Below are 23,928 nucleotides of genomic sequence, written 5' to 3' on the forward strand. Positions count from 1 at the left end.
CGCTGGCTTTCGCTAGAGGGTATAGGGGATACGAATGCCCGGCATCGATGCCGGAAAAACCTTGATATTCCGTGTGACGAGAATGCGTCCGGTCAACTGGGCCGTGGCCAGTACAAAGGCGTCGGCAAGCGTCAGCCCCTTGCGCTCGGCGCGCAGGGCCGCCGCGCGGCGCGCCACCGCATCGCCGACTTCCTCGATCTGGAAACAGCCTAGAAAAGCCTCGACCGCCTTTACATCGACCGGCTCTGCCGCGGCCATCACCTCGGTCCAACTGATACGACTGATGCTGCGACGACCCGCGCGCCGGATTTCGGCACGCGCCGCCTCTACGCCGTTCAGCGCATCGAACAAAATGTCGCTGTCGAACTGTGCCGCGATCATTCGCGCTTCCCGCGAAGGCGCCGCTGATACTTCAGGCCGTCGCCAATGTCGGCCCGCGCCTTCCACAGACCGAACGCATTGTCGATCGCGTCGCCCGAAACCTCTGCCCGATAGGTCGCCACCGCCCGGCGCACGAGTTCGGCCCGCGACACGCCCTGTTCAACGGCGAGCGCGTCGAGCCATTGGACATCGTCGTCGGGAAGGTCGGCGAGGAAACGCATGACGCGCTGATATCATATCATGATATCAATTCAAGCCCGGCGAGCGAGCCACCGGTCGAGCATCAGGATCAGCGCGGCCATGACCAAAAAACCTGCGACGATCGCCGCCACCGTGCCCCAGAAAGCGCCCCAGCCCTGATGCGACGGGTCTAGGAAATAATAAGCGTACCAACCCTCCACCGCACCGCGCGCCACCGCATAGGCCAGATAAGCCAGCGGAAAGGGAAGCGCCCAGACAAGATCGCGCCAGCCAAGCATCCCGTGCGGGGCGTATAACCAGCCGAGCAGGAACAGCAGCGGCGCCGCATCGTGCAGCGCATGATCGACCACAGCCTGCAACCCTTGCGGATCCCACACATGCCGCAACGCAAGCGAATAGACGATGCCCACCAACAAAATGGCGCACAGAGCGGCAAAGCGCACGCGCGGCGATGCCAGACGGTGCCGGGGAGCCAGCGCCGCGGCGCTCGCGACCAGGGCGACGAACAGGTTGGTGACGATGGTGAAATAGCCCAGAAAGCGCCAGAGCGCCGCCCCGGCCGACAACCCGTCGGCCAAATAGTCACGGACCAACAGGCCAAGCTGAAGGCCGAGCCCGGTCCAGGCGACCAGCGCCGCGATTCCGTGAACAATCCGAATCTGCCCGGTCCGTCCCGCCGCGTCCATGCCCGCCCCCTAGCGCTGTGCGAAATTCCGATCGACGAAGATCATCGCGAATTGCACGGGGTCGGCGGGTTCGCCATTCCCTTCTTCATAGCGTGCCTTGCCTTCAGCCCAGATGCGCAGAATCTGCGCGGGCAGATCAGGGGCAAAGTTCATCTGTTTGGCGACGATGTCGGGCCAGCTTCCCTTGATGCCAAAACTCTTCTCAAGACTGGGCACCATCGCGGTGCAATAGGCGTCGGTGGCATCGTCGAGATGGCCGATTGCCTTCAGCACCCAGGCATCGACGAAACGCAGAAAAGGTGCCTCACTGTAACGATCGCTCATGCCGCCGCTTTCCCATATTCCCGGCCGTCTGCCCATTCATCGCGGAGCAGGCCGAAGATCAGCGTATCGCGCACGCCCATGTGCGTCTCCCACTCAGCCCGTAAATAGCCTTCCTGCTGAAAGCCCAGCCGTCCGAGCAGTCCGATCGATCCGCTGTTTTCCGGATCGGTGTCGGCAAAGATACGGCGCAAACCAAGTTCGTCGAACCCATAGTCGATCACGCGCGCAACGGCCTCCCGAGCGATGCCGCTGCCCCATTTGTCCCGATGGAGAATATAGCCGATTTCCTTCACGCCCGGTTTGCCGTCCATCAATATGACCCACCCACGCGCCACATCGTCACCGACCGTGATCGCCCAGCATTGAAAGCCCTGCCCCTCTTCCGCATTTTTCGCAACATAGGCCCTGGTTTCGGAGAGCGTTTCATGCGCGGCACTGGACCACCAGATCATTACATCGGTGTCGGACAGGACAGGAAAGAGCGCCTCGGCATCATCGGCCCGCAGTTGACGGAGTATCAGCCGGTCGGCGATCAGGGTTGGGGCTGGCATTTGACTATTTTCCTGCTTTCTTCTTGCGCATGGCATCGTGGAAGCGGTCGGCCCAGCCGGGCTTTACAAGCTGTTCGCCGCGAACCAGCCGCAGTTCGCCGTCGGCGACGTCGCGCGTCACGGCGCTGCCCGCCGCGACGATCGCGTCCTGGCCGATCTTTACCGGCGCCACGAGCGCGCTGTTCGATCCGATGAAGGCATTGTCGCCGATTACCGTCTGATATTTGAAATAGCCGTCATAATTGCAAGTGATGGTGCCCGCGCCAATATTCGCCCCGGCCCCCACTGTGGCATCGCCCAGATAGGTCAGATGATTGGCCTTTGCCCCCTTGCCCAAATGCGCCTTCTTGGTCTCGACGAAATTGCCGACCTTCGCCTTTTCATCAAGGATCGTCCCGGGACGCAGCCGCGCAAAGGGGCCGACTTCGCAGCCGCTGGCAATGCTCGCGCCCTCGATATGGCTGTGCGCGCGGATGACGACATTGTCGGCGATCTTCACGCCGGGGCCGAACACGACATTGGGTTCGATCGTCACGTCGCGGCCGAGTTCGGTATCCCACGAAAACCAAACGGTTTCCGGGGCGCGCAGCGAGGCGCCGTTCGCCATGGCCTCTTCGCGCTTGAACGCCTGCCACTGCGCTTCCGCCGCCGCGAGTTCGGCGCGGCTGTTGATCCCGGCGACCTCATGCTCGTCGGCCTCGACGACGACGACCCGCGCCCCCTCCGCGATCGCGCCCATCGCGACATCGGGCAGATAATATTCGCCCGCCGCATTGTCGTTGCCGACCGCTTCGAGCAGGCGCCACATATGCTGCGACCGGGCAACGATGACCCCCGAATTGCAAAGGTCCGTCGCGCGTTCCTCGGCGGTCGCATCCTTGTGCTCGACCATCTTTCGCACATGGCCGTTGGCGTCGGCGATGATCCGTCCATAGGCACCGCTGTCGACGGGCCGGAAGCCAAGAACCGCGACCCGCGCATCGCCATCCAGCGCTTCGCACAAACGCCGCACCGTGGCGGCCGTCAAGCTGGGGCAGTCGCCGAAGCAAACGAGGACCAGGCCATCGAAACCCGAAAGCCGGTCCTTCGCCTGCAAGGCCGCATGGGCCGTGCCAAGCTGCGGATCCTGAACCGCGACGCTGGCACCCGACCCGTCCAAAGCCTGCTCGACCTGCTCGCGCTTGTCGCCCACGACGACGACGGTTGCAGCAAGGTCCAGCCCAGAGAGCCCGTCGAGGAGGTGCAGGAGCATCGCCCGCCCTGCAATCGGGTGCAGAACCTTGTGCAGGTCGGATTTCATGCGGGTGCCCTTGCCCGCGGCGAGAATGATGGCGGCGATTGCTTTGTTCATGCCCGACGCCATGCCAGCAAATCATTGCGGTTTCCAGACCGTCGCGGCAAGGCGGGCGAATGGCGCCCTTTCCCTTTCGCATTGTCGGCTTCGACCTGGACGGCACGCTGCTCGACACCAGCGCCGAGCTGGCGGCAAGCCTGAACCACGCCCTAGCCGCGGACGGTCGGCAAGCGATGGCGGTCGACGAGGTCCGTGCGCTAATCGGCGGCGGCGGACGCCAGATGCTGACGATGGCGCTGGAGCGCCGGGGCGGTGGCGACGAGGCGCTGGTCGACCGTCTCTATGCAGTGCTGATCGATCATTACCGCGCGCATATGGGACGCGATTGCCGGCCCTATCCCGGGTTGATGGCGGCGCTCGACGGGCTCGATGCGGCCGGTGCGATATTGGGCGTGGCGACGAACAAGTCCGAACCGCTGGCGCGCGCGTTGCTCGCCGCGACCGGACTGCTCGACCGTTTCGTCACGGTGATCGGGGGCGATACGCTTGGCCCCGGCCGCCTCAAGCCCGCCCCCGATTCCGTGATCGAGATGGCCAGGCGATGCGGCGGCGGCCGGGCCGCCTTCATCGGCGATTCTCCGTTCGATGTCGCGGCGGCGCGCGGCGCGGGCGTCACCAGCGTCGCGGTCGGCTTTGGCTTTGCGCAAGTCCCCGTGGCGGCGCTGGGGGCCGACCATAGCATCCACCATTATGACGAGCTGTTGCCCCTGCTGGCGTCGCTGTGACGCTTGCGCCATTTGGTCCACAAATGGCGTGCCAGCATGAGCGGCGGCATGCGCAGCCAGTGCGACCGGATATAAAAGGCCTGTTGCATTAGAAACTGCGTCGGACGCCCCCAATCGTCACGGGCCATGAGGCGCCGAACGAACCAGCGGTCCCCCGGGTCGTGACGGTCCCAGCACCCGGATAGCTGCGCGCCGTACACGTCGCGCGCCAGTCGAGCCGCCCGATGGACCGCCCCTTCCAATCCGTGGATCGCCGCGCGCTGGTCGAGGCGATCCCAGAAGCCCGGATCGGCCGCGGCAAAATCGCGTGTCAAACAATGAAAATCCCACAGGTTGCGCAAGCCCCCCTGAAGGTCGCCATCCGCGATCAGATGCGCGGCGCAATGACACACCATGTCGGCGGGATTGAGCACCCGAAAGCCCATGTCGGTCCGCACGGCATCGCCGACCAGCGCGAGCGCGTCGGGCGTCACGCGATGGGTGCGCGGAAGAATCGTGTGATGGACGTCGATCATCCGATCGCGCTTTGCGTGGATCAGCGGCGGCAGTTCATGCATATGATCGCGGTAATAGGCGTCGTCATAGGCGTCCTGCTTGACCCATTCCCATCCGTCGATCAGCGCGAGATTTTCGGCCCGCCCGATGTCGTGCCAGGGCACCAATATGTCGAGATCGCCGATCTGGCGCCCGTCGGCGCAAGGCAGGCGCGCCGCAGCATAGGCCGTCCCCTTCAGCAGGACGAACTCGACCCCCGCCGGGTCGAGCGAGCGGCGGGCCATCTCGGCTTCCCACAGCGCCTGTTTCTGCGCAACGGCGGCAGCCGCCCGCTGATCGGCGAACAATGCTGCGACAGCCGGCGGCACGCTCGCTCCATCAAGCTGATGCGCGAGCGTTGCGAGCAGCACCTCGGCCCGGGCGACGCCGATCACGCCATCCCAATCCTTTGGCGCCAGCGTTGCCGGGTCCTGCCGCCCCGCCAACAGGCCGATCAGCAGATCGATCGCGCTCACCGAACCGCCTCGGCCCAAAGCTGTTCGGCCATCGCCATGCCGGTGGCACTGTCGGGATAGCTGATGGTGAGCGCCGGTGTTTCGCGCACCAAGCGGGTCAAGGCGGAAAAGCCCGGTTCGCCCAGCGCAACATAGTTGGTCGACGCCTCGGTCAACCGGACAAAGGCCTCCCCCTCCCCGATCCGCTCGATCGCCGGCTCGCCGCCGAAGCGCGGGAACAGCAACAGCGCCGGACGCACCGCTTCGTGCATCGCGGCCAGCGCGTCGGCGCGTGGGATCATGTGCCGAATGTCTCCCTTTGGCGTCGCGGCAAGCAGCGGCCCGAAACGCGCCGGGGCAACCCGCGCGGTCATTTCGGCGATGGCCGCGTTTTTCAGACTGACCGCGCGCGGAAAGGCCAGCGCATCGCCGCCTTGCGGGTCGATCAACGTGAATTCATCGCCCATCAGCCGCCAACCGCTTTCGCCGAGCAGCGCCGCGAGTGTCGATTTTCCCGATCCCGATTCCCCGGACATGATGAGCGCGCGGCCGTCACGGGCAACCGCGCTCGCATGCAGCAACAGGTGCCGCCGCCAGCCGAGCGCGACCTGGAGGTTCATCCCCATTTCAGCCGCCAGCAATCCCATGGAGAGCGGCAGCGGGAGCGCGTCGGGAACCACATAGTCCCCGCCGATATGTACCGACGGACGCAGCCAGCGCCGCCAGGGACGCGCTGCAAACAGCCGTACGGTCGCATCGGCTGGGCGCTGTCCATCCTGCGGATAGGCCGCGTACAAGCGATCGAGCGCCGCGATCGGGCCCGCCCAGTCACTGCCGATGCGGAATTGCACCGGCCCTACGGCGATGCGCGTGGCGTGCCTCACCCCGCCTCCACCAGCCCCATGCGCGCCAGTTCCGCGAGCCGATCGGACAGGATCGCGACCGCATCACCCTCTGCCTCCAGATCGAAGGAGCGCGCCAGCCGGTCGGCGAGCGCGTCTGCGCGGCATGCTCCGTCGCCGAGCGCAGCCAGTATTTCAGGCATCGGCGTCACGACCAGATGGGTCTGCATCGACCGGCGGTCGAATACCGCCGTCAACTCTCCGAGTGGTTCGAACCGCAACGCATCGGCGGGCGCCGCGGCATAGATTGGCTCAGTCATAATCCTCTGCTGCGGCAATCAGCTTTGCCAGGATCGTCATCAATGTCGCGCGTTCGGCATCGCTGATCTGTGCTTCCAGCCGTTCCTCGCTGGCAAGCGCGGCGGGCACGATCGCGTCATAGAGCGAGCGTCCGGTCTGCGTCAGTTCCAGATGATGCGACCGCCCGTCGTCCTGATGCGCCTGACGCGCGATCAGGTCGCGGTCGGCCAGAACCTTTGCGGCCCGATTCACCGTAACCTTGTCCATTCGCGTGGCTTCGACCAGTTCGCGCTGGGTCATCGGCCGCCCCTCCCCCAGCACGGCCATCAGGCGCCATTCGGGAATTTTCAGGCCAAAACGGTTTTGATATTCGGTGGCGATCCGCCCCGACAGGGCGTTCGAGGCGATCGACAGACGATAGGGCAGAAAATTGTCGAGGTTGAGTGTCTTCGCGGCCATATCCCACCTTATCGCCAAAGCATCGTCTGTGAAGAGTCAGAACGCGACCCGGGCCCCGACCCAGAGCGTGCGCGGGGTCGCGCGTTCGATCACGCCTGCGGACGAAATTGTTGCAGGTACGAGTTCATCGAACAGATTTTCGCCGCGCGCTTCGAAACGGAGAGCCCCGGAGACGCGCCACGACAAGCCTGCGTCGAGCGTCAGCGCATCGTCCAATATCTGCAACCCCAGATCATCCTCATTCTGTTTGCCGATATAGCGCAGCGTCGCAAAACCATCGACATCCCCGCCATTTCGCGACCGCAGCGACAGGCTGCCGCCATGTTTCGCGATCTGCGCGGGTCGGCGCCCGTCGAGCGGCAAAGCCGCCCCCGATGCGCGAACCCTGGCGTCGGTGAAGGCCCAGGTCGCGCGAAGCGACAAGGCCCCCAGCCGGCGTTCGGCCAAGAACTCCACGCCTTTTGCGTCGATAGCGTCCAGATTCTGCCGTTCGTTGAGATTGGCGCCGATCGTCACATTGGCGATGGCATTCGACAGGTGATTGGCAAAGGCCGTAACCGAAAGGATCGTCGTCCCGTCATTCCAGTCCAATCCGGCCTCTCCGCCCCACAGCCGTTCCGGTTTCAAAGCGGCGTTGGCGAGCGTGGTTTCCGAACCGACCCGAAACGGACGGTAAAGTTCGTTCAGCGTCGGCAGCCTCCACCCGCGATAGACGGCGGCGCGCAACGAAAGCTTGTTCGAGGTCCAGCGCAGCCCGGCACGCCCGCTGGCCTCCCAGCCGTCACGCGCCGGAAAATCGAGGTCGGTAATCGTCGTACCGCCGATATTGCGCTCGCTGCGATAACCGGTGCCCAGCCACCAGCGATCGACGCGCCCCGCAACAGTCAGCAGCAATCCATCGGAACGATCGCCCGTCACCCATTCGGCGAAGGCTCCCACCGTGTCGCTATCACCCCCGGCGCTGCGATGACGGTTCGGCCTTAGTCCGCTGAAAAAATAATCCTCCTCGGTGCGTCCGACGGTGCGCCGCCAATCGACACCGATGCGCAGCGGATGGGCGCCATCGATCGCCGGACGCAGTTCGAACCGCGCGCCCAGCCCGGTGGCGGGAACGCGCTGCGCCAATGCCGGTGCGACGCTGTTCCTTGTCGCCGCGACACTCGCGAATCCGCTTTCGAAATCGCGGAGCTGGACATAGGCGAGCGCCTGCCATTGCGCCGCGCCGCCGGGGTCGTGCAGGACGCGCAGGCTGGCATCGACCCCATCGACCCGGCTGCGGGTGAAATCGACACCCCGGTCGCGCCGGTCGAAAAAGCCGCGCACACTCGCTTCGATCCGGCTGTTGTCGCCGGCATCGAAACGGAGCCGCAGACCAAGCCCGCCCTGTTCATAGGGCGCCGCACGATCGACGCTGCCGCGCTGCCCCCGTGCGATCGGGACGAAGCCGTCACCGCGACTGTAACGCCCATCGACAGCGACCTGGCCGGAACCGATCGCGCCGCCCGCCGAAGCCGCGAAGTCCAGACTTTCGCGGCTGCCATAAGCCGCGCTCGCCTCCACGCCGTCGGTCATCGTCGAATAGAGCCCGATGGTCCCTGCAAGCGCGCCCGGACCGTCGGCTCCGCTGCCGCCTCCCCGCGTCACAATGACACCGCCGAGATTGACCGCATCATAGGCAGGCCATGCCACCCATCCCCCAAAAGGGTCCGCCTGTGGCACCCCGTCGAGCGTGACCAGCGCCCGGCTTGACGCATTGCCGCCCAGCCCGCGCAGTGTCACGCCCTGGCTGGTCGGATGCGCGCTGCGCCCGTCGCTGCGACGGAACTGGACGATTCCGGCCTCGTCGCGCAGGCGGTTTTCCATGCGCGCGCCAAGCCCTGGTCGCAGGGCAGAGACAAGGGTACTGCCCTGCGCCCCGTCACCATCGGTCCGGGACAGTTGGCCGCTCCCCCTGACGATAATGATATCCGCCGCCAAGCCTGACGCTATGCAGCAATCGTGGCTGGATACCGGTTCCGGCTCGTCGCTGCTTGCCTCTTGCGCCATCGCCGCTGGCGGCAGCGCCAGCAAAACCGCGCCGGTCAGCAGTCGGATCACGCGGGCTTGGCCGCGTCGGGGTGCGCCCTTTGAAATGCGTCAACTTCCATACAGGCGGCGTCGATGGCGACGAGGCGCGGATAGGCGTCGAGCGGAACGTCGAAACGCCGTGCGTTATACATCTGCGGAACAAGGCAGCAGTCGGCGATACCCGGTGCGTCGCCGCCAAGATAGCGCCCCTCGCCCGCCATCGCCTCCAGCGCCTCGAACCCCTCGATGATCCAGTGCTGATACCAGCGATCCTTGGTCTGCTCGTTAAGCCCGAGATCCTTCGTCAGATATTTCAGGACCCGAAGATTGTTCAGCGGATGGATGTCGCAGGCGATGACATTGGCCTGTGCCAGCGCGACGGCGCGCGGCATCGGATCGTCGGGGATCAGTCGGGGCTCGGGATAGCTGCGGTCGATCCAGTCTATGATTGCCATACTCTGGATGATCACATCATCCCCGGCGACGAGCATCGGAACAAACCCTTGCGCATTCTGTTCCAGAAAGGCGTCGCTGCGCTGTTCCCCGGCGATCAGGCTGACCTCGACCGGGTCATAGTCCAGCCCCTTCAGGTTAAGCGCGATACGAACACGATAGCTGGCCGAAGAGCGAAAATAGCCATGCAGGACGAGCGGGGTTTGTGGATGAATCATGGACCGGACTAATGCTTTGATTCCGGCATCTCCGCAATCCATTGCCGCAGCAAATCCTGGCCTTCGCGATGGACCGTCACGCGCCCGACCTCCGGCATCGCAATTCCGGGATCAAGGCTTTCGAGACGATAGAGAAGGAAACTTTGCTCAGGATGGCCCGGCCGGATCGCGAATTCCATGCCGCCGCTGCCGCGTCCGGCGGCGGTGGGGCGCTTTTCGATGCCGTAATTGACGCCCGCAGGGTCGTCGGTCCAGCGCAGGAACAGCCCGCTGTTCGACGCGCTGCCGGCCGGATTGTGGCAATGAGCGCAGTTGACGTCGAGATACGCCCGCGCGCGTTCCGCGACGCTGCCGCTCGCGGGATCGTCCCAGCGGGGAAGCGAAGCCGGTCGCTGTGCGGGCCAGGCAAACCGACCGGCGGCAAAGCCCTGCCACGCCGGCGCGAACATCAGATTGCGCGCCTTGGGCCCGATGGGAACGATCGACCCTTTTTCCGAATGGCATTCCTTGCACTGGTTCTTGTTCGGTACCGCATAGCTGATGGTGCGCGCGGCGCCGTCCGCACCGGCCATGTCGACCGGCAGCCGCCGCCCGCCGACCGCCAGCGTTGCATCGCTTCCGTCCGCGTCCCAGACGTAGGGCAAGGCGACCCAGCCATCCGAGCGATGAATCAACAGGCGAGTCTCGACCGGCCTGCCACCATTATGCCCCGGCCAGGAAAAGCTCTTGACCAGGACCGTGCCGCGCGGAAAGTCGATGGTGCCGTCCGCGCGGACCTGCGCCTTGCCCCCAGCCGGAAGCCAGATCCCGCGCGCCTTGTCCGCATAATCGCTGAACAGCGGCGTATGCAGATCATAGGGCGCGACACCATTCGCCAGTTCGGCAGTGCCCCGCCGGAACAAGCCAAAATCCGACAATTTGCGCGGCAAGGTGGAGCCTTCGATGATGGCCTGATCAGGGCCATCGGCCGGAACCGCCGTTGCCCCGCCAGCGCACAGCAGCGCGGCAGCGAAAGCCGCGACGATCCGCTTCACCGGACCTTCGCCTCCATCGCGGCGGGAAGGACGATGCCCGGAAGCGCGGGCGGAAGATCGGCCCGGCGAAGGTCGACCGGCGACGGCTTTGCCTCGCTTTGCGGCGTCGCGACATCGGGCAGGTTCAGTGACAGCACGCCGACGCCTTCATTGACGATGGCGTCGCCCGATCCGTCCCACAGGACCGGCGGGATCGCGCCGCCGAACGCTGCGGCCATTTCCGCCCCGCCTGGAAACGCGGGCGCATAGCCCGCCTTGCCATGTTCATTGTCGCGCACGACGATGGCCCGTGGCAGCGGCTGATATTTCGGGTCCTTATGTTCGTAGCGATAGCCGACGATCATCACATTGGCGGTGCCGTTCTGATCGAAGAGATTGTCGAAAACCTCGACATTGCGGTTCGCCATGACCAGCACCCCGGTCCCGGTCGGCACGCTGGCGACGATATTGCCCTTTGGCGCGAAATTGGGGGTGCTGTTGTCGCTGACGACATTGTCGAAGACACGGACATTATGCCCGCCCTGCATCGGCAAGCTGGGCAGATCGAATACCAATATCCCCCCCGTGTTGCGGAACGCAATATTGTCGTAGACATCGGCGTCATAGCTGTTCTCGATCTCGATCCCCGCGACATTTTCAGTGGCGATCGAATTGCGGACGACGATATTTTTCGACTGACCGACATAAATGCCGGCATCCGACGCCCCGCGCACATAGACGCTATCGACCAGAACGTCGGTGCTTTCGACCGGATAGATGCCATAGGCGCCGTTCGTTTCCTTCGGCCCCGCCGTCCATTCGACGCGAAGCTGATGATAGACGATGCGGTCCGCCCCCTTTGACTTGATCCCGTCCCCCCGGGTGTTGAGCACGGCAAAGCTGGTCAGGAAAACATCGTCGGACGTGACGAGCAGCCCCTCGCCTGCCCCGCGTTGCTCCGTAAAGTCGAGGATCGTTCCATCGGCGCCCGCCCCGGCCCCGCGCAATGTGACGCCCGCGACGTCGAGCGACAGCCCGTCGGTGAGTTTCCATGTTCCGGCGCCCAGTTCGACGACATCGCCGGGTTCGGCGAGGATCAGCGCTTCCTGAAGGCTTTCATTGGCGCTGGCGTCGTCGGCGTTCACCCGAATCGTTTTGGCGTGAACGGGGGCGGAGGCGACAACCGCAGCCGCCGCGAGCGTGAGCATATGGAATCGCATCTTTCTCTCCACTGTTTTCGCACAAACATGCGGCAAGAGTTGACGGATGCCAAGCGATGTTGCTGACATGCATGTTACAAAAAATACCGGGGGAGCAATCGTGATGCCTTATCAAAAATCCGGGGTGCTGGTCGCCCTTGTTGCGCTGGTTGCCGTGCCGTCGGTCGCTGCCGCGCCTGCCTCAATCGGCGGACGCTGGAAGACCGACGATGGCAAGGGCATCGTGGCGATGGCCGCGTGCGGAGCCAAGATGTGCGGCCGCATCGAGCGCCTGCTGATCAACGAACCGCCGGGCGGACAGCGCGACGAGCGCAATCCCGACAAAACCAAGCGCAGCCGCATGGTATCGGGGCTTCAGATATACTGGAACCTGGTGCCGCATGGCGCTGGCTGGAAAGGCGAAGGCTATAGCCCGGAGGACGGCCGCTATTACACCGCCCATTTGCGCGCCGACGGGAACAAGATGACGATGAAGGGCTGTGTCAGCGTCTTTTGCCGCACCGTAACCTGGACGCGCGTGAACTGAGCCCCTGCCCATCCCGCGACGCGCATCCGGACATATGGCGCAAATGGCGCCCGGTCAGGGCGCGTCGCCCAATATCCAGTCGACGCCCGCCGCGACGTGGATGCGCGTCGTGTCATAGATGGGCAGGACATTTGCGTCGGGATCGACAAGCATGACCAGTTCGGTACAGGCGAGAACCAGCGCCTGGATATCCTGTTTGGCGATGTCGGTAATGAAGGTCCGCATCGTACGCCGCGATTCCTCAGTCACGCGGCCCTGCATCAGTTCATCATAGATGATGCGATCGATTTCCTCGACCCGCTGGACATCATAAGGCGCAAGCGTCAGGCCGTGACGCACCAGCCGCTGGCGGAACCATGCCTCGGTCATCACATTGCGCGTGCCGATGACCGCCGCCGCCTTCACCCCGTCGGCCTGCATCTTTTCGCCGGTTTCGTCGACGATATGCAGGATCGGAATCGAAATGGCGGCCGCGACCTCTTCGGCAACCTTGTGCATCGAATTTGCGGCGATCATCAGCGCCGTGGCGCCCGCCGCTTCCAGTCGATGTGCCGATGCGATGAGCACGTCGCGCGCGTGCGCCCATTGCTCTGCCGTCGTCAGCCGTGACAACTCGCAATAATTAAGGCTTTCCAGCAAAATGGGGGCTGAGCAACTGGTGCCTGCCCGTTTCTGCACGCCCTTGTTGAGATGCCGATAGTAAAGCTCGGTCGACGCCCAGCTCATTCCACCGATCAGGCCGATCTTGCGCATATATTCCAAAACTCCGTTCGGCCCCGGCACGTCGAGACCCGATCATTTCGCCGCGCCTTAGAAGCAGAACGGGGCTTTCGACAAGCACAGGCCGAGCGGTTTTTCGGAAAAATCAGTGCCCGCTGCCGCTCAGCGCCTTGACGATATCGTCGGCCATCTTCTTGGCGTCGCCGAGCAACATCATCGTCTGATCCATATAGAAGACATCATTGTCGACCCCGGCATAGCCGACCCCGCCCATCGAGCGCTTCACGAACAACACCGTCTTTGCCTTTTCCACGTCCAGCACCGGCATGCCGTAAATCGGCGATGTCTTGTCGGTCTTGGCCGCGGGGTTCGTCACGTCGTTGGCGCCGATGACGAAGGCGACGTCGCACTGGGCAAATTCATTATTGATATCTTCCAGTTCGAACACCTCGTCATAGGGGACGTTCGCTTCGGCCAGCAGCACGTTCATATGCCCCGGCATACGGCCTGCGACGGGGTGGATGGCATATTTGACGTTCACCCCCTCTTTCTTGAGAAGGTCGGACATTTCGCGCAGCGCATGCTGGGCCTGCGCCACCGCCATGCCATATCCCGGAACGATGATGACATTTTCGGCCTGGCTCATCAGGAAGGCCGCATCGTCGGCGCTTCCCGGCTTCCAGGGGCGCTGTTCCTTCGTCCCGCCCGCGCCGCCGCCGGAATCGTCCGCGCCGAATCCGCCTGCAATCACGCTGATGAAACTGCGGTTCATCGCCCGGCACATGATGTACGACAGGATCGCGCCCGACGCGCCGACCAGCGCGCCGGTGATGATCATCGCGGTATTGCCGAGCGTGAAGCCCATCGCGGCGGCTGCCCACCCCGAATAGCTGTTGAGCATCGACACCACGACCGGCATGTCGGCGCCGCCGATCGGGATGATCAAGAGGAAGCCGATCAGGAAGCTGAGCCCCGTGACGGTCCAGAACACCCATGGGGACTGATCGACGGTGAAATAGGCAACGAGACCGATGATGCCCGCCAACGTGCCCAGATTGATGATGTGCCGGCCCGGCAGCATGATCGGCGAACCCGACATATTGCCGTTGAGTTTCAGGAAGGCGATAACCGATCCCGAAAAGGTGATCGCGCCGATGGCGATGCCAAGGCCCATTTCGACCCGGCTGACCGCGAATATCTGGCCCGCCTCATCGGCGATGCCGAACGCTCCCGGATTCAGATAGGCCGCCGCCGCCACCGCCACCGCGGCAAGGCCGACAAGGCTGTGAAAGGCCGCCACGAGCTGCGGCATCGCGGTCATCGCGATCCGCCGCGCCATGACTATACCAATCACGGCACCGATCGCGATCGCGCCCAGCACCTCGACCGGATTCGCCAGCTCGTGCGTCAACAGCGTGGTGACGACCGCAATCGCCATGCCCGCCATACCGAAGCGGTTGCCGCGGCGCGAGGACGCGGGCGACGATAATCCGCGCAGCGCCAAGATGAAGAAAACCCCGGAGACCAGATAGGCCAGTGCGACCCATGGATTGATCGGTGCCAGTTCGTGCATGAATAATCCCCCGTCAGGCCGCCAGCAGGCAGTCCGGTAAAACGGTTTTCGTCAGCGCCTTAACGCTCTTTCTTCTTGTACATGGCCAGCATGCGTTCGGTGACAGCAAAGCCGCCGAAAATATTGATGCTGGCCATCACCACCGCGGCGAGCCCGAGCCATTTCGACACCGCCGATCCGGCGGCGGCGCTGGCGATCAACGCCCCGACGATGATCACCGAGGAGATGGCGTTGGTCACGCTCATCAAAGGTGTATGCAGCGCGGGCGTCACCGACCACACGACGAAATAGCCCACGAAACAGGCCAGAATGAAAATCGAAAAAATGGAAATAAAATCCACGGGCCCGCTCCCCTGCTGATTCCGCTGGGCGCAACTCTTGCCGCGACGAAGGCTGCATGTCGACTCCTAAGCGGCCAAAAAAGGGGCCCTTCGCCTCACAAAAGAGAGAAAAGGCAGCAGAACGCCGTCATAAAATTTCGCTGACCTGCAAAAGCATGTTGCGATGATTACCCAGCAGGCAGGAGGACCGCATCGACGACATGGATCATTCCGTTTGATTGCGCGACGTCGGCCTGTATCACCATCGCCTTGTTCCCGCTTCCCGCGGTGAGCAAAAGCGAGGAACCCGACCGGCTGATCACAATGTCCTGTCCGTCGATGCTTTTCAGCACAATCGGCCCACCTTCAGCATCGATCCGGGCTTGCAACTGCGCGCCGCTATGACGGCCTGCCACAATGTGGTGGCCAACCACGGCGGCAAGCCGCGCCTTTTGCGCCGGGCGCATCCAATTGTCGCGCATGACCGGCGGCACCTGCACGAATGCGGCGTCGGTGGGCGCGAACAGGGTGAACGAGGCGGAGCCATCCAAACGGTCCGCAAGGCCCGAGGCCGCCAGGTTCGACGCCAGCATCTTGTGCAGCGGAGATGCCGCAACATGGTCGGCAACCGTCATGTGCGACGACTTGCCGCCTGTACTGGCAGCCGCCCCTGCATCCGGTCGCCCCGCCGATGCAGCATCGCCGACGTCCGGGCCGCCCGCCGAGTTGTCGCAACCGCCGAGCATCAAGCCGCCGATCATGGCGGCAGCGAGCACCGATCTGTTCATCAAAGGAAATTCTCCCGCAAACCCCTATCGCGGCGCCAAGGTGGAGGCGCCGCGATTCGGCGCCTGATGACGCCGCAAGGTTTCAGAAGAAAGTCAGCCCTTGTCCGCTTCCCCTCGTCCCGGAAACAGGACAAAGGCGTAAAATCCATCAGGCGCTGGCGAGCAGCCGCTCGTTCACGACTTTGCCGCCCTGCGTCAGCCGGATCGCGTTGCCGATTTCCTCGTCGAGCACCGGCTTGCCCGCTTCCTTGTCCCAAAAGGCCGACAGGAAGTTGAACAGGTTACGGCTGAACAGCGCGCTGGTATCGGCAGGCATTAGCGCGGCGATATTCTTTGCGCCGATGACCGTGACGCCGTGAATCTTTCGCGTCTCGCCCGAAACCGACCCTTCAACGTTGCCGCCGCTTTCGGCCGCCATGTCGACGATCACGCTGCCAGCGCGCATCGTTGCGAGCTGTGCATCGCTGATCAGGCGCGGCGCCGGACGCCCCGGGATCAAGGCGGTGGTGATCACGATATCCTGTTTGGCGATGTGCGACGACACGAGTTCGGCCTGCGCCGCCTTATATTCGTCGGACATTTCGGTGGCATAGCCGCCCGTGCCCTCGCCCTCGATCCCCGCGACGCTTTCGACGAAGATCGGCTTGGCGCCGAGCGACATGATCTGTTCCTTGGTTGCGGCGCGCACGTCGGTCGCGCTGACCTGTGCGCCCAGACGGCGGGCGGTCGCGATCGCCTGCAGCCCCGCGACGCCGACGCCCATGATGAACGCCTTGGCGGCGCTCACCGTGCCCGCCGCGGTCATCATCATCGGAAAGGCACGGCCATAGGCGTTCGCCGCCATCAGCACCGCCTTGTAACCGGCCAGGTTGGCCTGGCTCGACAATATGTCCATCGACTGCGCGCGCGTGATGCGCGGCATGAACTCCATGGCCAGCGCCTCCAGCCCCAGCGCCGCATAGTCATCGACGCGGGCCCGGTCCCCGAAAGGGTTAAGCCCGGCCGCCAGCCATGCCCCGTCGGCAAAGCCCTTCAGCCCCTTGGGATCAGGCCCCTGGATGCCAAGGATGATGTTCGCGCCCTTCAGTACGTCGGCGCGGCCAGCAACGGTGGCACCCGCCGCCGCATAATCGGCATCCGCAATCGAAGCCTGATCGCCCGCGCCGGTTTCCACGGCGACTTCGGCCCCCAGGCCGATGAATTTCTTGACCGTTTCGGGCGTAGCGGCAACGCGGGTCTCGCCCGGGGCGAGTTCTTTCAGCACAGCGATGCGCATGGCGATCGCCGGTCAGGAAGCGATAAGAAGAACGACGAATGCGGTCACGACGATGGTAATGATCGTGCCGACTTTCAGGAGGCTGAGGAAACCTGCATAGGTTTCGTTCGCTGCCTTCATTTCCTGTTGCGCCATCGTTTATCCCCTTTGCCTGTTCCCCGTCGGCCGTATCCGTTGATCAGCCGACACCGCCAGAATCGGACGTCGCGCCGGTCTTAGCCACGTGCCCTCCCATGCTCAATAGGCATATCTGATCGGATGGAGAGAAGAAAAGCTGCGGACGAGCAAAAGGTGCACGACCTTAATCGCCCCTTTACCCCTCTCCCATATTATCGCCTGTCACGATGCAATCAGGGTCGAAACGGCCCGGCTCAAGGGGCGAATCCAAGTCTATGGCAAGCACACGCGACACCAGGACGGTGATGATCGTCGACAGCGAACCCGCACAACAGCGCTTTCTGGCGGCGCTGGTGTCGCGCGGCGGCTGGCGAAGCGTCGTGGTCGGCGACACCGACACCGCGCTCGCAAAGCTCGGCACCCAGGAAGGCATGGCGCTCGACGCCGTGCTGATCGACCAGGGCGTGCCCGGCCTTTCACTTCCCGAATTCATCACCGAACTGCGCCGCTGGCGCCCCGCGCTTCCCGTGATCGTCATCACCATGCGCAACGGCGTAGAGGTCGCCGTGTCTGCCATGCGCGCGGGTGCCAGCGACTTCGTTCAAAAGCCGATCGCCCCCGACCGCCTACTTGGCGCGATCGACCGCATCATAACGACAGGCGGCCCGCAGGACGAACTGCGCCCGCTCACCGAGAAACTTCGCGCGCCGCTGGCCTTCGAGGCGATCATCGGATCGAGCCCCAATTTCCGCAGCGCCTTGGCCATCGCCGCGAAGGCGGCACGGGCGCGGGTGCCGGTGATGATCAATGGCAAGCCCGGCACCGGCAAGGAAGTGTTCGCCCGCGCAATCCACAGTGCCTCGCCGCGCGCGCGCGCCGCGCTGGTCATGGTGGATTGTTCGGCGGTGTCGCCCGGCCTGATCGGTTCGGGCCTTTTCGGCCATGAACGGGGCGCCTTTCCCGGCGCCTTCGATCGCCAGGTCGGCCGCCTGGTCCAGGCCGACGGCGGCAGCATCATCATCGATCATGTCGAGTGCATTCCGCTCGAGACCCAGGCAAAGCTCGTCGAGTTTCTGAACAACGGCGAAGTCCAGATGATCGGCGGTTCGATCCGCCAAAGCGTGGATGTTCGCATCATCGCGACCAGCGCCAGCCCGCTCGACAAGCTGATCGAGGCGGGGCATTTTCGTGAAGATCTCTATTATGCGCTGTCGACCGCGCAGCTCACGCTGCCTTCGCTCAGCGAACGGCGCGGCGACGTCGGCCCGCTCACCCGCCACCTGCTGGCCCGGATCGGCAGCCTGCCCGGCATGGGAAGCATCGGCGTCACCGACGACGCCCTCCGCCTGCTTGCGGCCTATGCCTGGCCGGGCAATGTCCGGCAATTGCAGGACGTGCTGTTCCGCGCCGCGGTCGGCAGCAAGACCGATGTGCTGACCGCCGCCGATTTTCCGGCCATCGACGCTGCGCTGGGCGGCGTCAAAGCAGGCGGCGACAGGGATGTCGCGATCAACGGCGAAGCCATCGGCGTCACCCTTTACCTGCCCGACGGCAATCTGCGCCCGCTGGAAGAGATCGAGGCCGACGTGATACGCCTCGCCATCGGCCACTATCGCGGCCGGATGAGCGAAGTGGCGCGGCGCCTGGGCATCGGACGTTCGACCCTCTATCGCAAGCTCAGCGACCTCGGGATCGACACAGCGGCCTGACACATCCGAAAGAATACGCGCATCAGCCGCATCTACGCAGCAGTGATCGCTTGCTCGATCTGATGCGTATCAACATTGGTCAGTGTCTTCGGTAGCTCGCCGACCAGCCGTTTTTGCAACTCGCCATGATAATGGTCGCGCATCACGCCGAGCGTGTGCGGATCGGCAACAACGAGCAGTTTTTCGATATCGTTCGACAAGACCCGCTGGTTCAGCAGCGCCGCGACCCCTGCGGCATGACCCCGCTCCTCAAGGTCACGCACCTCGGGACTGGCGCCGCTGCGGTTGCTGTTCTCTACCTCCGGACTGTCCGCGTCGACCAGATTCAACAGTGCCTCGTCGCCATCGTTACGGAACAGGACAAAGCGCTTGCCGTCGGCGACGGCAACATGGGCACCATGAGGAATTTGCATGAGAATCTCCGTTCGGGCGGGCGGCCAGAAACGGCGGCCCATCCTGAAAGAGACGCATGAACCACGAACGAAGTTTCTTGCGCGCGCCGAACCGTGGGGATCAGGCGGTCAGCGCTGTGTCGCGCAGACCGCGCCAGATGCGCAGGGCCTGCCGGGTTTCGGCCACGTCATGCACGCGAAGAAGCTGCGCCCCCAGGCCCGCCGCCTGATAGTGAAGCGCGATGCTGCCGCCAAGCCGCTCGTCGGCCGCAGCCTCATTGTCCAGCGCGCCGATCATCCGCTTGCGGCTCGCGCCGTACAGGATGGGGCAGCCGAGCGTGTGAAACAGCGCCAGGCCGTTCGTCAGCGCGAGATTGTCGCCAACTCCCTTGCCGAAACCGATACCCGGATCGACGACAATCCGCGCGCGCGCGATGCCCGCAGCTTCGCACGCCGCGATGCGATCGGCGAGCATGTCGTAAACGTCAAACAATGGGTGCGCATAATCCCCGCCCTCGTGCGGATCGCTTTTCGCCGACGGGGCGTGCATCAGCACGACAGGGCATTCCGCCCGCGCGACAATGTCCATCGCGCGGTCGTCGTAACGAAGCGCCGACACATCGTTGATGATCGTGGCGCCGGCGGCAAGCGCAGCCTCCATCACCGCCGCCTTGCGCGTGTCGATCGACACGGCAACGCCGCCGCGGGCAAGTCCCGCCACGACGCCCTCGACCCGCTTGATTTCGTCCCCTTCCCATACCGCAGGAGCACCGGGGCGGGTCGATTCCCCGCCCACGTCGACGATGGCGGCACCCATCGTCGCCATGCCGAAACCCGCATCGATGGCGGACGCTTCATCGACATGCTTTCCACCGTCCGAAAAACTGTCCGGGGTGACATTGAGAATTCCCATCAGCTGGGGTTCGCCAAGGCGTACGGTGCGATCGCCCAGTTGCAAGGCGCCACGCGGCCGCACCGTCGCGGCGCGCTGCGCCATCGCCGCCTGCCCCAGCCCGCCGGGCATCGCCGCGACCCAATCCGCAAGTTCGGGGACCGCCACGATCGCCGACCGAACCGTGCCGCGGTCGCGCAAGCTGATATGCCAGGCAGCAAACCAGAGCATCGTGTCCGACACGCGCAGACAGGCTTCGTCAAGCTCGTGCGGGCGGTCGACGAAGCCGACGGGACGGCAGTAAATGCGCGCATCGGGCGATGCGCCCCCGAAATCAGCCTTGGTCAGCGGTTGAAACATGCGTCGTCCCTAAACGTCCCGACAAACGAGGCGAAGCGGCCTGGACCGGGCTGCCCCGTTCCGGATTGCCATGCCTCGTCCGCCGTATCTTTCGCCGCGACCGGGAATGATCACGCCTCGTTGGCGAGCAGCCAATCCTGTCGCACCGCATCGATGACGCGCAGTTCGCGACCGTTATCGATATGCCAGAAGGTCCAGCCGTTGCAGCTTGGCGCGCCCTGAAGCGCCGCCCCCATCTTGTGGATCGATCCTGCCGGTTGGCCATCGCACTCCAGGCTGCCGTCGACGCGGACCTTTGCCTTCCAGCGCCGCTTGCTGTCGGTCAGCATCGTACCCGGCGCGATCATGCCGCCTTCGACCAGCGTGCCAAAGGCGACGCGGGTTGCCGCCTTGGGCGCCATCATCGTCTTGACCGTGCTTTCATCGAGCGGCAGCGCCATTTCGATGCGTTCCTTGGCCGCAGCAATATAGCCGTCCTCGCGCTCGATCCCGATATAGTGACGGCCAAGCCGCTTGGCGACCGCGCCGGTCGTTCCGGTGCCGAAAAAGGGGTCGAGAATGACGTCGCCGGGGTTCGAGCAGGCAAGCAGAACGCGGTACAGCAGAGCTTCGGGTTTTTGGGTCGGATGCACCTTGTGCCCGCCCTTTTTCAGCCGTTCCTGCCCGGCGCAGATCGGGATCAACCAGTCGCTGCGCATCTGCAGTTCGTCGTTGAGCGTCTTCATCGCGCGATAGTTGAAGGTGTAGCGCGACTTTTCGCCCATCGACGCCCAGATCAGCGTTTCATGCGCATTGGTGAAGCGAGTGCCCTTGAAATTGGGCATCGGGTTCGCCTTGCGCCAGACAATATCGTTGAGGATCCAATAGCCCTGATCCTGAAGCGCGGCGCCGACCCGGAAAATATTGTGATAGCTGCCGATCACCCAGATGCTGCCATTGGGTTTCAGGATGCGCTTCGCTTCCTTCAGCCAAGCGTGGGTGAAGCGGTCATAGGTGCCGATGCTGTCGAACTTGTCCCAGTCATCATCGACGGCATCGACCTGGCTGCCGTCGGGGCGATGCAGGTCGCCGCCGAGCTGGAGATTATAGGGCGGATCGGCAAAGATCATGTCGACCGACGCCACCGGCAGGCTGCGCATCATTTCGATGCAATCGCCCTGCAGGATCGTGTCGAGCGGCAGCGGCGCGGGCGCCACCTTTGCCGTCCGCTGCTTCGCTGCCGGGGCCTTGACCCGCTCCATCACACCCATGTTTCGCCCTTTGCTTGTACCCAAAGAAGGCCCTGATGAGTCCGGCGGAGTCCGCCGTCAAGCGCTGGACCCTAGGTTACAAGCCTCTCGATATGATTAAGAAAATGAGAACGAAAGGAGTCTGCCACGACATATGGAGTCGGTCGCGAATCGCCGACTCAACCACTGGTGGTGTGGCCATGAAGACTCACCCCCGAAAAAAATTTTCATCCGGACGCCAAATCGATCGCGTTTCGCCAAGCAGGTCGCGAGCAACGCCGTTACCAGCGGTTCCACACCTTCTCGGCGAAGCCCGGAAGGTCGCGAACCGCGAGAGGCGTGCCGTCGTCGAGAAGGACCGTGCCCGAGTACCAGCCGAACAGCTGATCCTGCTCGGTCTTGACCAACCCGGCGTCGACCTTGTCCCAGCGATTGACCGCAGGCCGGAAACCGAGTTCAAAACGCCCGTCATTGCTGGAAAAACGCCATGGCGAAGCGTCGAGCGCACCATCGGGCAAATGGAATGTCACCTGATCCAGCTTGTGCGCCCTTCCATCGACGAACAGCATATTCTCGCTCGCCGCCGATGTATCGCCAAAGCCATATCCGATGTTGAAGCCGAACGAGCGCCCGTCGACCATTCCGGATGCCGAGCCCCAGTACCAGATATTGTCATAGGTCCAGACGCCGCGCCCCCAATCCAGCACCGCAAACGCCTTTTCCGGTGTAAAATCATGATACTCGCCGCCGACCTTGACCCGTCCGCTGGCTGGCATGCAATTGATTTTCTGATTATAATAGAAGGCATGGGGATCGTCGGGAAAGGGCGTCGCAATCACCATCCGGTCCATTGCCGGCTGATCAAGCCAGACTTCGCCCGACAGCCCGACCCCGTCGCCAAAGTCGGGTGCATGGACGGTCAACCGCCGGCCGCCCCTTTCGTGCCGGAAAGCCAGCTCCACCCCCTGCTGCACCTGGACGATATCGCCACTGTCCGCGCTGGCTGGCAGCACCATACGTCCCATCGGTTCGGGCACCAGGGCGCCATGATTGACGAAGCTTTTGCGCCGCAAATCCATCCAGGACACGCCGAGAAAACCGACATAGCCATTGTCGGCCACGGTCAACGCCAGACCGCAATCCGCATCGAGAATGCAATAATAGTCCCATTCCTTGATCCGGACCGGGTCGGCGGCGATCGCGGCGCGATCATAGCGACGCACCTCTCGCGTAGCATAGCCAGGATCGCGCAAGCGTCCTGCCTGATCGTGCAGCGCGCCTTCGTCCATCACGCGCTGCTTCGTCGAAGACGCCATATTCTTCTCCCGCCGCTGAACCCTGATTGTCAGATACCCGGATCGATCCCCGTCAGATCGATCGACCTTTCCCATAGCTCGCGCGCGCGCCGGGGGTCCCGGGCCCGGCCGGTCGACCGCGCCGGCCCCGAACGGCCCGACACTTCCCCCAGCCCCTGCGGCCCCAGATAGTCGCCGCCTTGCACATGGGCGCCGGTTGCCGCCTGCAGGGTCGGCCAAGCGCCCTGTGCGGCGCTGTTGAAGAAGGGGGCGGCGAGCGGCGTCATGAAGCGCAGCGGAAGCGGCAGGTGCCGCGTCAGTTCGGTAAGTGCGACACCCGGATGGCAACCGATCGCCTGGGTCGATCGCCCCGCAGCCCCAAGCCGCCGGTCGAGTTCGAACATGAACAGAAGGTTCGCAAGCTTGCTCGCCTGATAGCGTTGCCAATTATGATAGCTTCGGCTCGCATCGAGATCGCTGTAGTCCATCTCGCCGCTGCGATGCGCCAGGCTGGCGGTGATCACGATGCGGTCCTGCACATGCGGATGCAACAGGCCGGTCAGCGCAAAGGTGCCAAGGTGGTTGACCCCGAATTGCATTTCGAAACCCTGCCGCGTCAATGTCCGCGGCGGCACCATCACCCCGGCGTTGTTGATCAGCACGTCGATGGGCGGTCCGGCCCGCAAAGTTGCCGCAGCGTCCCGGACCTGATCGAGATCGGCAAGATCGAGCGGTTGAAACGACAGATCGGCGTCCGGGACCTCGGTGCCGATGCGTTCCATCGCCGCCGCTGCCCGCTCTGCATCGCGGCAGGCCAGTATCACGCGCGCGCCCCGCGCCGCGAGGACCCGGGCCGCTTCGAACCCGATACCCGCATTCGCGCCGGTTACGACGAAAATCCGGCCACCCTGTGCCGTGACGTCATCGGCCGTAAATCCCCTGCTCATC

Annotated in this window: 28 protein-coding genes; 3 read left to right on the forward strand and 25 right to left on the reverse strand. The window is 64.0% G+C overall.

The window, feature by feature from the left end:
- Window positions 1-12 precede the first annotated feature (12 nt).
- Genes U0S50_RS04535 through glmU form a run of 6 tightly spaced genes read right to left on the reverse strand, consistent with a single transcriptional unit; the run spans window position 13 to window position 3,506 of the window.
- Window positions 13-381: a PIN domain-containing protein gene (locus U0S50_RS04535; RefSeq protein WP_322307571.1), complete on the reverse strand. Its 369-nt coding sequence runs from the start codon at window positions 379-381 to the stop codon at window positions 13-15.
- The gene (locus U0S50_RS04540; protein ID WP_322307572.1) at window positions 378-602 is read right to left on the reverse strand and encodes a CopG family transcriptional regulator; all 225 of its coding nucleotides are present in this window, start codon (window positions 600-602) and stop codon (window positions 378-380) included. The genes U0S50_RS04535 and U0S50_RS04540 overlap by 4 nt, the downstream gene beginning before the upstream one ends.
- Window positions 603-632: 30 nt before the next feature.
- Window positions 633-1,268 (reverse strand): Pr6Pr family membrane protein, encoded by a 636-nt coding sequence (locus U0S50_RS04545; protein ID WP_322307573.1) that lies wholly within the window; start codon window positions 1,266-1,268, stop codon window positions 633-635.
- Between the two features lie 9 nt (window positions 1,269-1,277).
- Window positions 1,278-1,592: a hypothetical protein gene (locus U0S50_RS04550; RefSeq protein ID WP_322307574.1), complete on the reverse strand. Its 315-nt coding sequence runs from the start codon at window positions 1,590-1,592 to the stop codon at window positions 1,278-1,280.
- A complete protein-coding gene (locus U0S50_RS04555; RefSeq protein WP_322307575.1) occupies window positions 1,589-2,143 on the reverse strand; it encodes a GNAT family protein in 555 nt (184 codons plus the stop codon). Before U0S50_RS04555 ends, U0S50_RS04550 begins: the two co-directional genes overlap by 4 nt.
- A gap of 4 nt (window positions 2,144-2,147) precedes the next feature.
- Window positions 2,148-3,506 (reverse strand): bifunctional UDP-N-acetylglucosamine diphosphorylase/glucosamine-1-phosphate N-acetyltransferase GlmU, encoded by a 1,359-nt coding sequence (gene glmU, locus U0S50_RS04560; protein WP_322307576.1) that lies wholly within the window; start codon window positions 3,504-3,506, stop codon window positions 2,148-2,150.
- A gap of 47 nt (window positions 3,507-3,553) precedes the next feature.
- Between glmU and U0S50_RS04565 the strand changes: the two genes are divergently transcribed.
- A complete protein-coding gene (locus U0S50_RS04565) occupies window positions 3,554-4,222 on the forward strand; it encodes an HAD-IA family hydrolase (protein WP_322307577.1) in 669 nt (222 codons plus the stop codon).
- Here the strand turns inward: U0S50_RS04565 and U0S50_RS04570 are convergent.
- From U0S50_RS04570 to U0S50_RS04605, 8 genes are all read right to left on the reverse strand, one after another.
- Window positions 4,186-5,232 carry a nucleotidyltransferase family protein gene (locus U0S50_RS04570; protein ID WP_322307578.1) on the reverse strand — a complete coding sequence of 349 codons (1,047 nt, stop codon included), beginning with the start codon at window positions 5,230-5,232 and terminating at the stop codon, window positions 4,186-4,188. The two genes, U0S50_RS04565 and U0S50_RS04570, sit on opposite strands and share 37 nt — an antisense overlap.
- Window positions 5,229-6,095 carry an HprK-related kinase A gene (locus U0S50_RS04575; protein WP_322307579.1) on the reverse strand — a complete coding sequence of 289 codons (867 nt, stop codon included), beginning with the start codon at window positions 6,093-6,095 and terminating at the stop codon, window positions 5,229-5,231. The genes U0S50_RS04570 and U0S50_RS04575 overlap by 4 nt, the downstream gene beginning before the upstream one ends.
- Window positions 6,092-6,373, reverse strand: coding sequence for an HPr-rel-A system PqqD family peptide chaperone (locus U0S50_RS04580; RefSeq protein WP_322307580.1), 282 nt, complete (start codon window positions 6,371-6,373; stop codon window positions 6,092-6,094). The genes U0S50_RS04575 and U0S50_RS04580 overlap by 4 nt, the downstream gene beginning before the upstream one ends.
- A complete protein-coding gene (locus tag U0S50_RS04585; protein WP_322307581.1) occupies window positions 6,366-6,812 on the reverse strand; it encodes a MarR family winged helix-turn-helix transcriptional regulator in 447 nt (148 codons plus the stop codon). The genes U0S50_RS04580 and U0S50_RS04585 overlap by 8 nt, the downstream gene beginning before the upstream one ends.
- A 36-nt stretch (window positions 6,813-6,848) precedes the next feature.
- Window positions 6,849-8,675, reverse strand: coding sequence for a TonB-dependent receptor (locus tag U0S50_RS04590; protein WP_322307582.1), 1,827 nt, complete (start codon window positions 8,673-8,675; stop codon window positions 6,849-6,851).
- Window positions 8,676-8,905: 230 nt separating this feature from the next.
- Window positions 8,906-9,550 (reverse strand): maleylacetoacetate isomerase, encoded by a 645-nt coding sequence (maiA, locus tag U0S50_RS04595; protein ID WP_322307583.1) that lies wholly within the window; start codon window positions 9,548-9,550, stop codon window positions 8,906-8,908.
- 8 nt (window positions 9,551-9,558) lie between these two features.
- Window positions 9,559-10,584, reverse strand: coding sequence for an SO2930 family diheme c-type cytochrome (locus U0S50_RS04600; RefSeq protein WP_322307584.1), 1,026 nt, complete (start codon window positions 10,582-10,584; stop codon window positions 9,559-9,561).
- A complete protein-coding gene (locus U0S50_RS04605) occupies window positions 10,581-11,783 on the reverse strand; it encodes a parallel beta-helix domain-containing protein (protein ID WP_322307585.1) in 1,203 nt (400 codons plus the stop codon). The genes U0S50_RS04600 and U0S50_RS04605 overlap by 4 nt, the downstream gene beginning before the upstream one ends.
- Before the next feature lie 103 nt (window positions 11,784-11,886).
- Between U0S50_RS04605 and U0S50_RS04610 the strand changes: the two genes are divergently transcribed.
- The gene (locus U0S50_RS04610) at window positions 11,887-12,309 is read left to right on the forward strand and encodes a DUF2147 domain-containing protein (protein ID WP_322307845.1); all 423 of its coding nucleotides are present in this window, start codon (window positions 11,887-11,889) and stop codon (window positions 12,307-12,309) included.
- 54 nt (window positions 12,310-12,363) lie between these two features.
- Here the strand turns inward: U0S50_RS04610 and U0S50_RS04615 are convergent, their stop codons facing one another.
- The 6 genes from U0S50_RS04615 to U0S50_RS04640 all read right to left on the reverse strand — a co-directional run bounded on the left by U0S50_RS04615 (window position 12,364) and on the right by U0S50_RS04640 (window position 17,121).
- Window positions 12,364-13,062 (reverse strand): aspartate/glutamate racemase family protein, encoded by a 699-nt coding sequence (locus U0S50_RS04615; RefSeq protein ID WP_322307586.1) that lies wholly within the window; start codon window positions 13,060-13,062, stop codon window positions 12,364-12,366.
- Between the two features lie 112 nt (window positions 13,063-13,174).
- On the reverse strand, window positions 13,175-14,602 hold the full coding sequence (locus U0S50_RS04620; RefSeq protein WP_322307587.1) for an NAD(P)(+) transhydrogenase (Re/Si-specific) subunit beta: 1,428 nt from the start codon (window positions 14,600-14,602) through the stop codon (window positions 13,175-13,177).
- Window positions 14,603-14,661: 59 nt separating this feature from the next.
- Window positions 14,662-14,943: a proton-translocating transhydrogenase family protein gene (locus U0S50_RS04625; RefSeq protein WP_322307588.1), complete on the reverse strand. Its 282-nt coding sequence runs from the start codon at window positions 14,941-14,943 to the stop codon at window positions 14,662-14,664.
- Between the two features lie 167 nt (window positions 14,944-15,110).
- On the reverse strand, window positions 15,111-15,710 hold the full coding sequence (locus tag U0S50_RS04630) for a fasciclin domain-containing protein (RefSeq protein WP_322307589.1): 600 nt from the start codon (window positions 15,708-15,710) through the stop codon (window positions 15,111-15,113).
- Window positions 15,711-15,858: 148 nt separating this feature from the next.
- Window positions 15,859-16,986 carry an NAD(P) transhydrogenase subunit alpha gene (locus U0S50_RS04635; RefSeq protein WP_322307590.1) on the reverse strand — a complete coding sequence of 376 codons (1,128 nt, stop codon included), beginning with the start codon at window positions 16,984-16,986 and terminating at the stop codon, window positions 15,859-15,861.
- A 12-nt stretch (window positions 16,987-16,998) separates the two neighbouring features.
- Window positions 16,999-17,121, reverse strand: a complete 123-nt coding sequence (locus tag U0S50_RS04640; protein ID WP_322307591.1) for an aa3-type cytochrome c oxidase subunit IV — start codon at window positions 17,119-17,121, stop codon at window positions 16,999-17,001.
- Between the two features lie 257 nt (window positions 17,122-17,378).
- Between U0S50_RS04640 and U0S50_RS04645 the strand changes: the two genes are divergently transcribed.
- On the forward strand, window positions 17,379-18,812 hold the full coding sequence (locus U0S50_RS04645) for a sigma-54 dependent transcriptional regulator (RefSeq protein WP_322307592.1): 1,434 nt from the start codon (window positions 17,379-17,381) through the stop codon (window positions 18,810-18,812).
- 32 nt (window positions 18,813-18,844) lie between these two features.
- Here U0S50_RS04645 and U0S50_RS04650 read toward each other — a convergent pair whose 3' ends face one another.
- From U0S50_RS04650 to U0S50_RS04670, 5 genes are all read right to left on the reverse strand, one after another.
- Window positions 18,845-19,225, reverse strand: a complete 381-nt coding sequence (locus U0S50_RS04650; RefSeq protein WP_322307593.1) for a host attachment family protein — start codon at window positions 19,223-19,225, stop codon at window positions 18,845-18,847.
- Between the two features lie 100 nt (window positions 19,226-19,325).
- A complete protein-coding gene (gene folP, locus U0S50_RS04655; RefSeq protein WP_322307594.1) occupies window positions 19,326-20,456 on the reverse strand; it encodes a dihydropteroate synthase in 1,131 nt (376 codons plus the stop codon).
- 110 nt (window positions 20,457-20,566) lie between these two features.
- Window positions 20,567-21,706, reverse strand: a complete 1,140-nt coding sequence (locus U0S50_RS04660) for a site-specific DNA-methyltransferase (protein WP_322307595.1) — start codon at window positions 21,704-21,706, stop codon at window positions 20,567-20,569.
- A 260-nt stretch (window positions 21,707-21,966) separates the two neighbouring features.
- Window positions 21,967-23,001, reverse strand: coding sequence for a DUF2804 domain-containing protein (locus tag U0S50_RS04665; RefSeq protein ID WP_322307596.1), 1,035 nt, complete (start codon window positions 22,999-23,001; stop codon window positions 21,967-21,969).
- 29 nt (window positions 23,002-23,030) lie between these two features.
- Window positions 23,031-23,927 carry an oxidoreductase gene (locus tag U0S50_RS04670; RefSeq protein WP_322307597.1) on the reverse strand — a complete coding sequence of 299 codons (897 nt, stop codon included), beginning with the start codon at window positions 23,925-23,927 and terminating at the stop codon, window positions 23,031-23,033.
- Between the last annotated feature and the right edge of the window lies 1 nt (window position 23,928).

The organism is Sphingopyxis sp. (assembly GCF_034380315.1).
Taxonomy (GTDB): Bacteria; Pseudomonadota; Alphaproteobacteria; order Sphingomonadales; family Sphingomonadaceae; genus Sphingopyxis.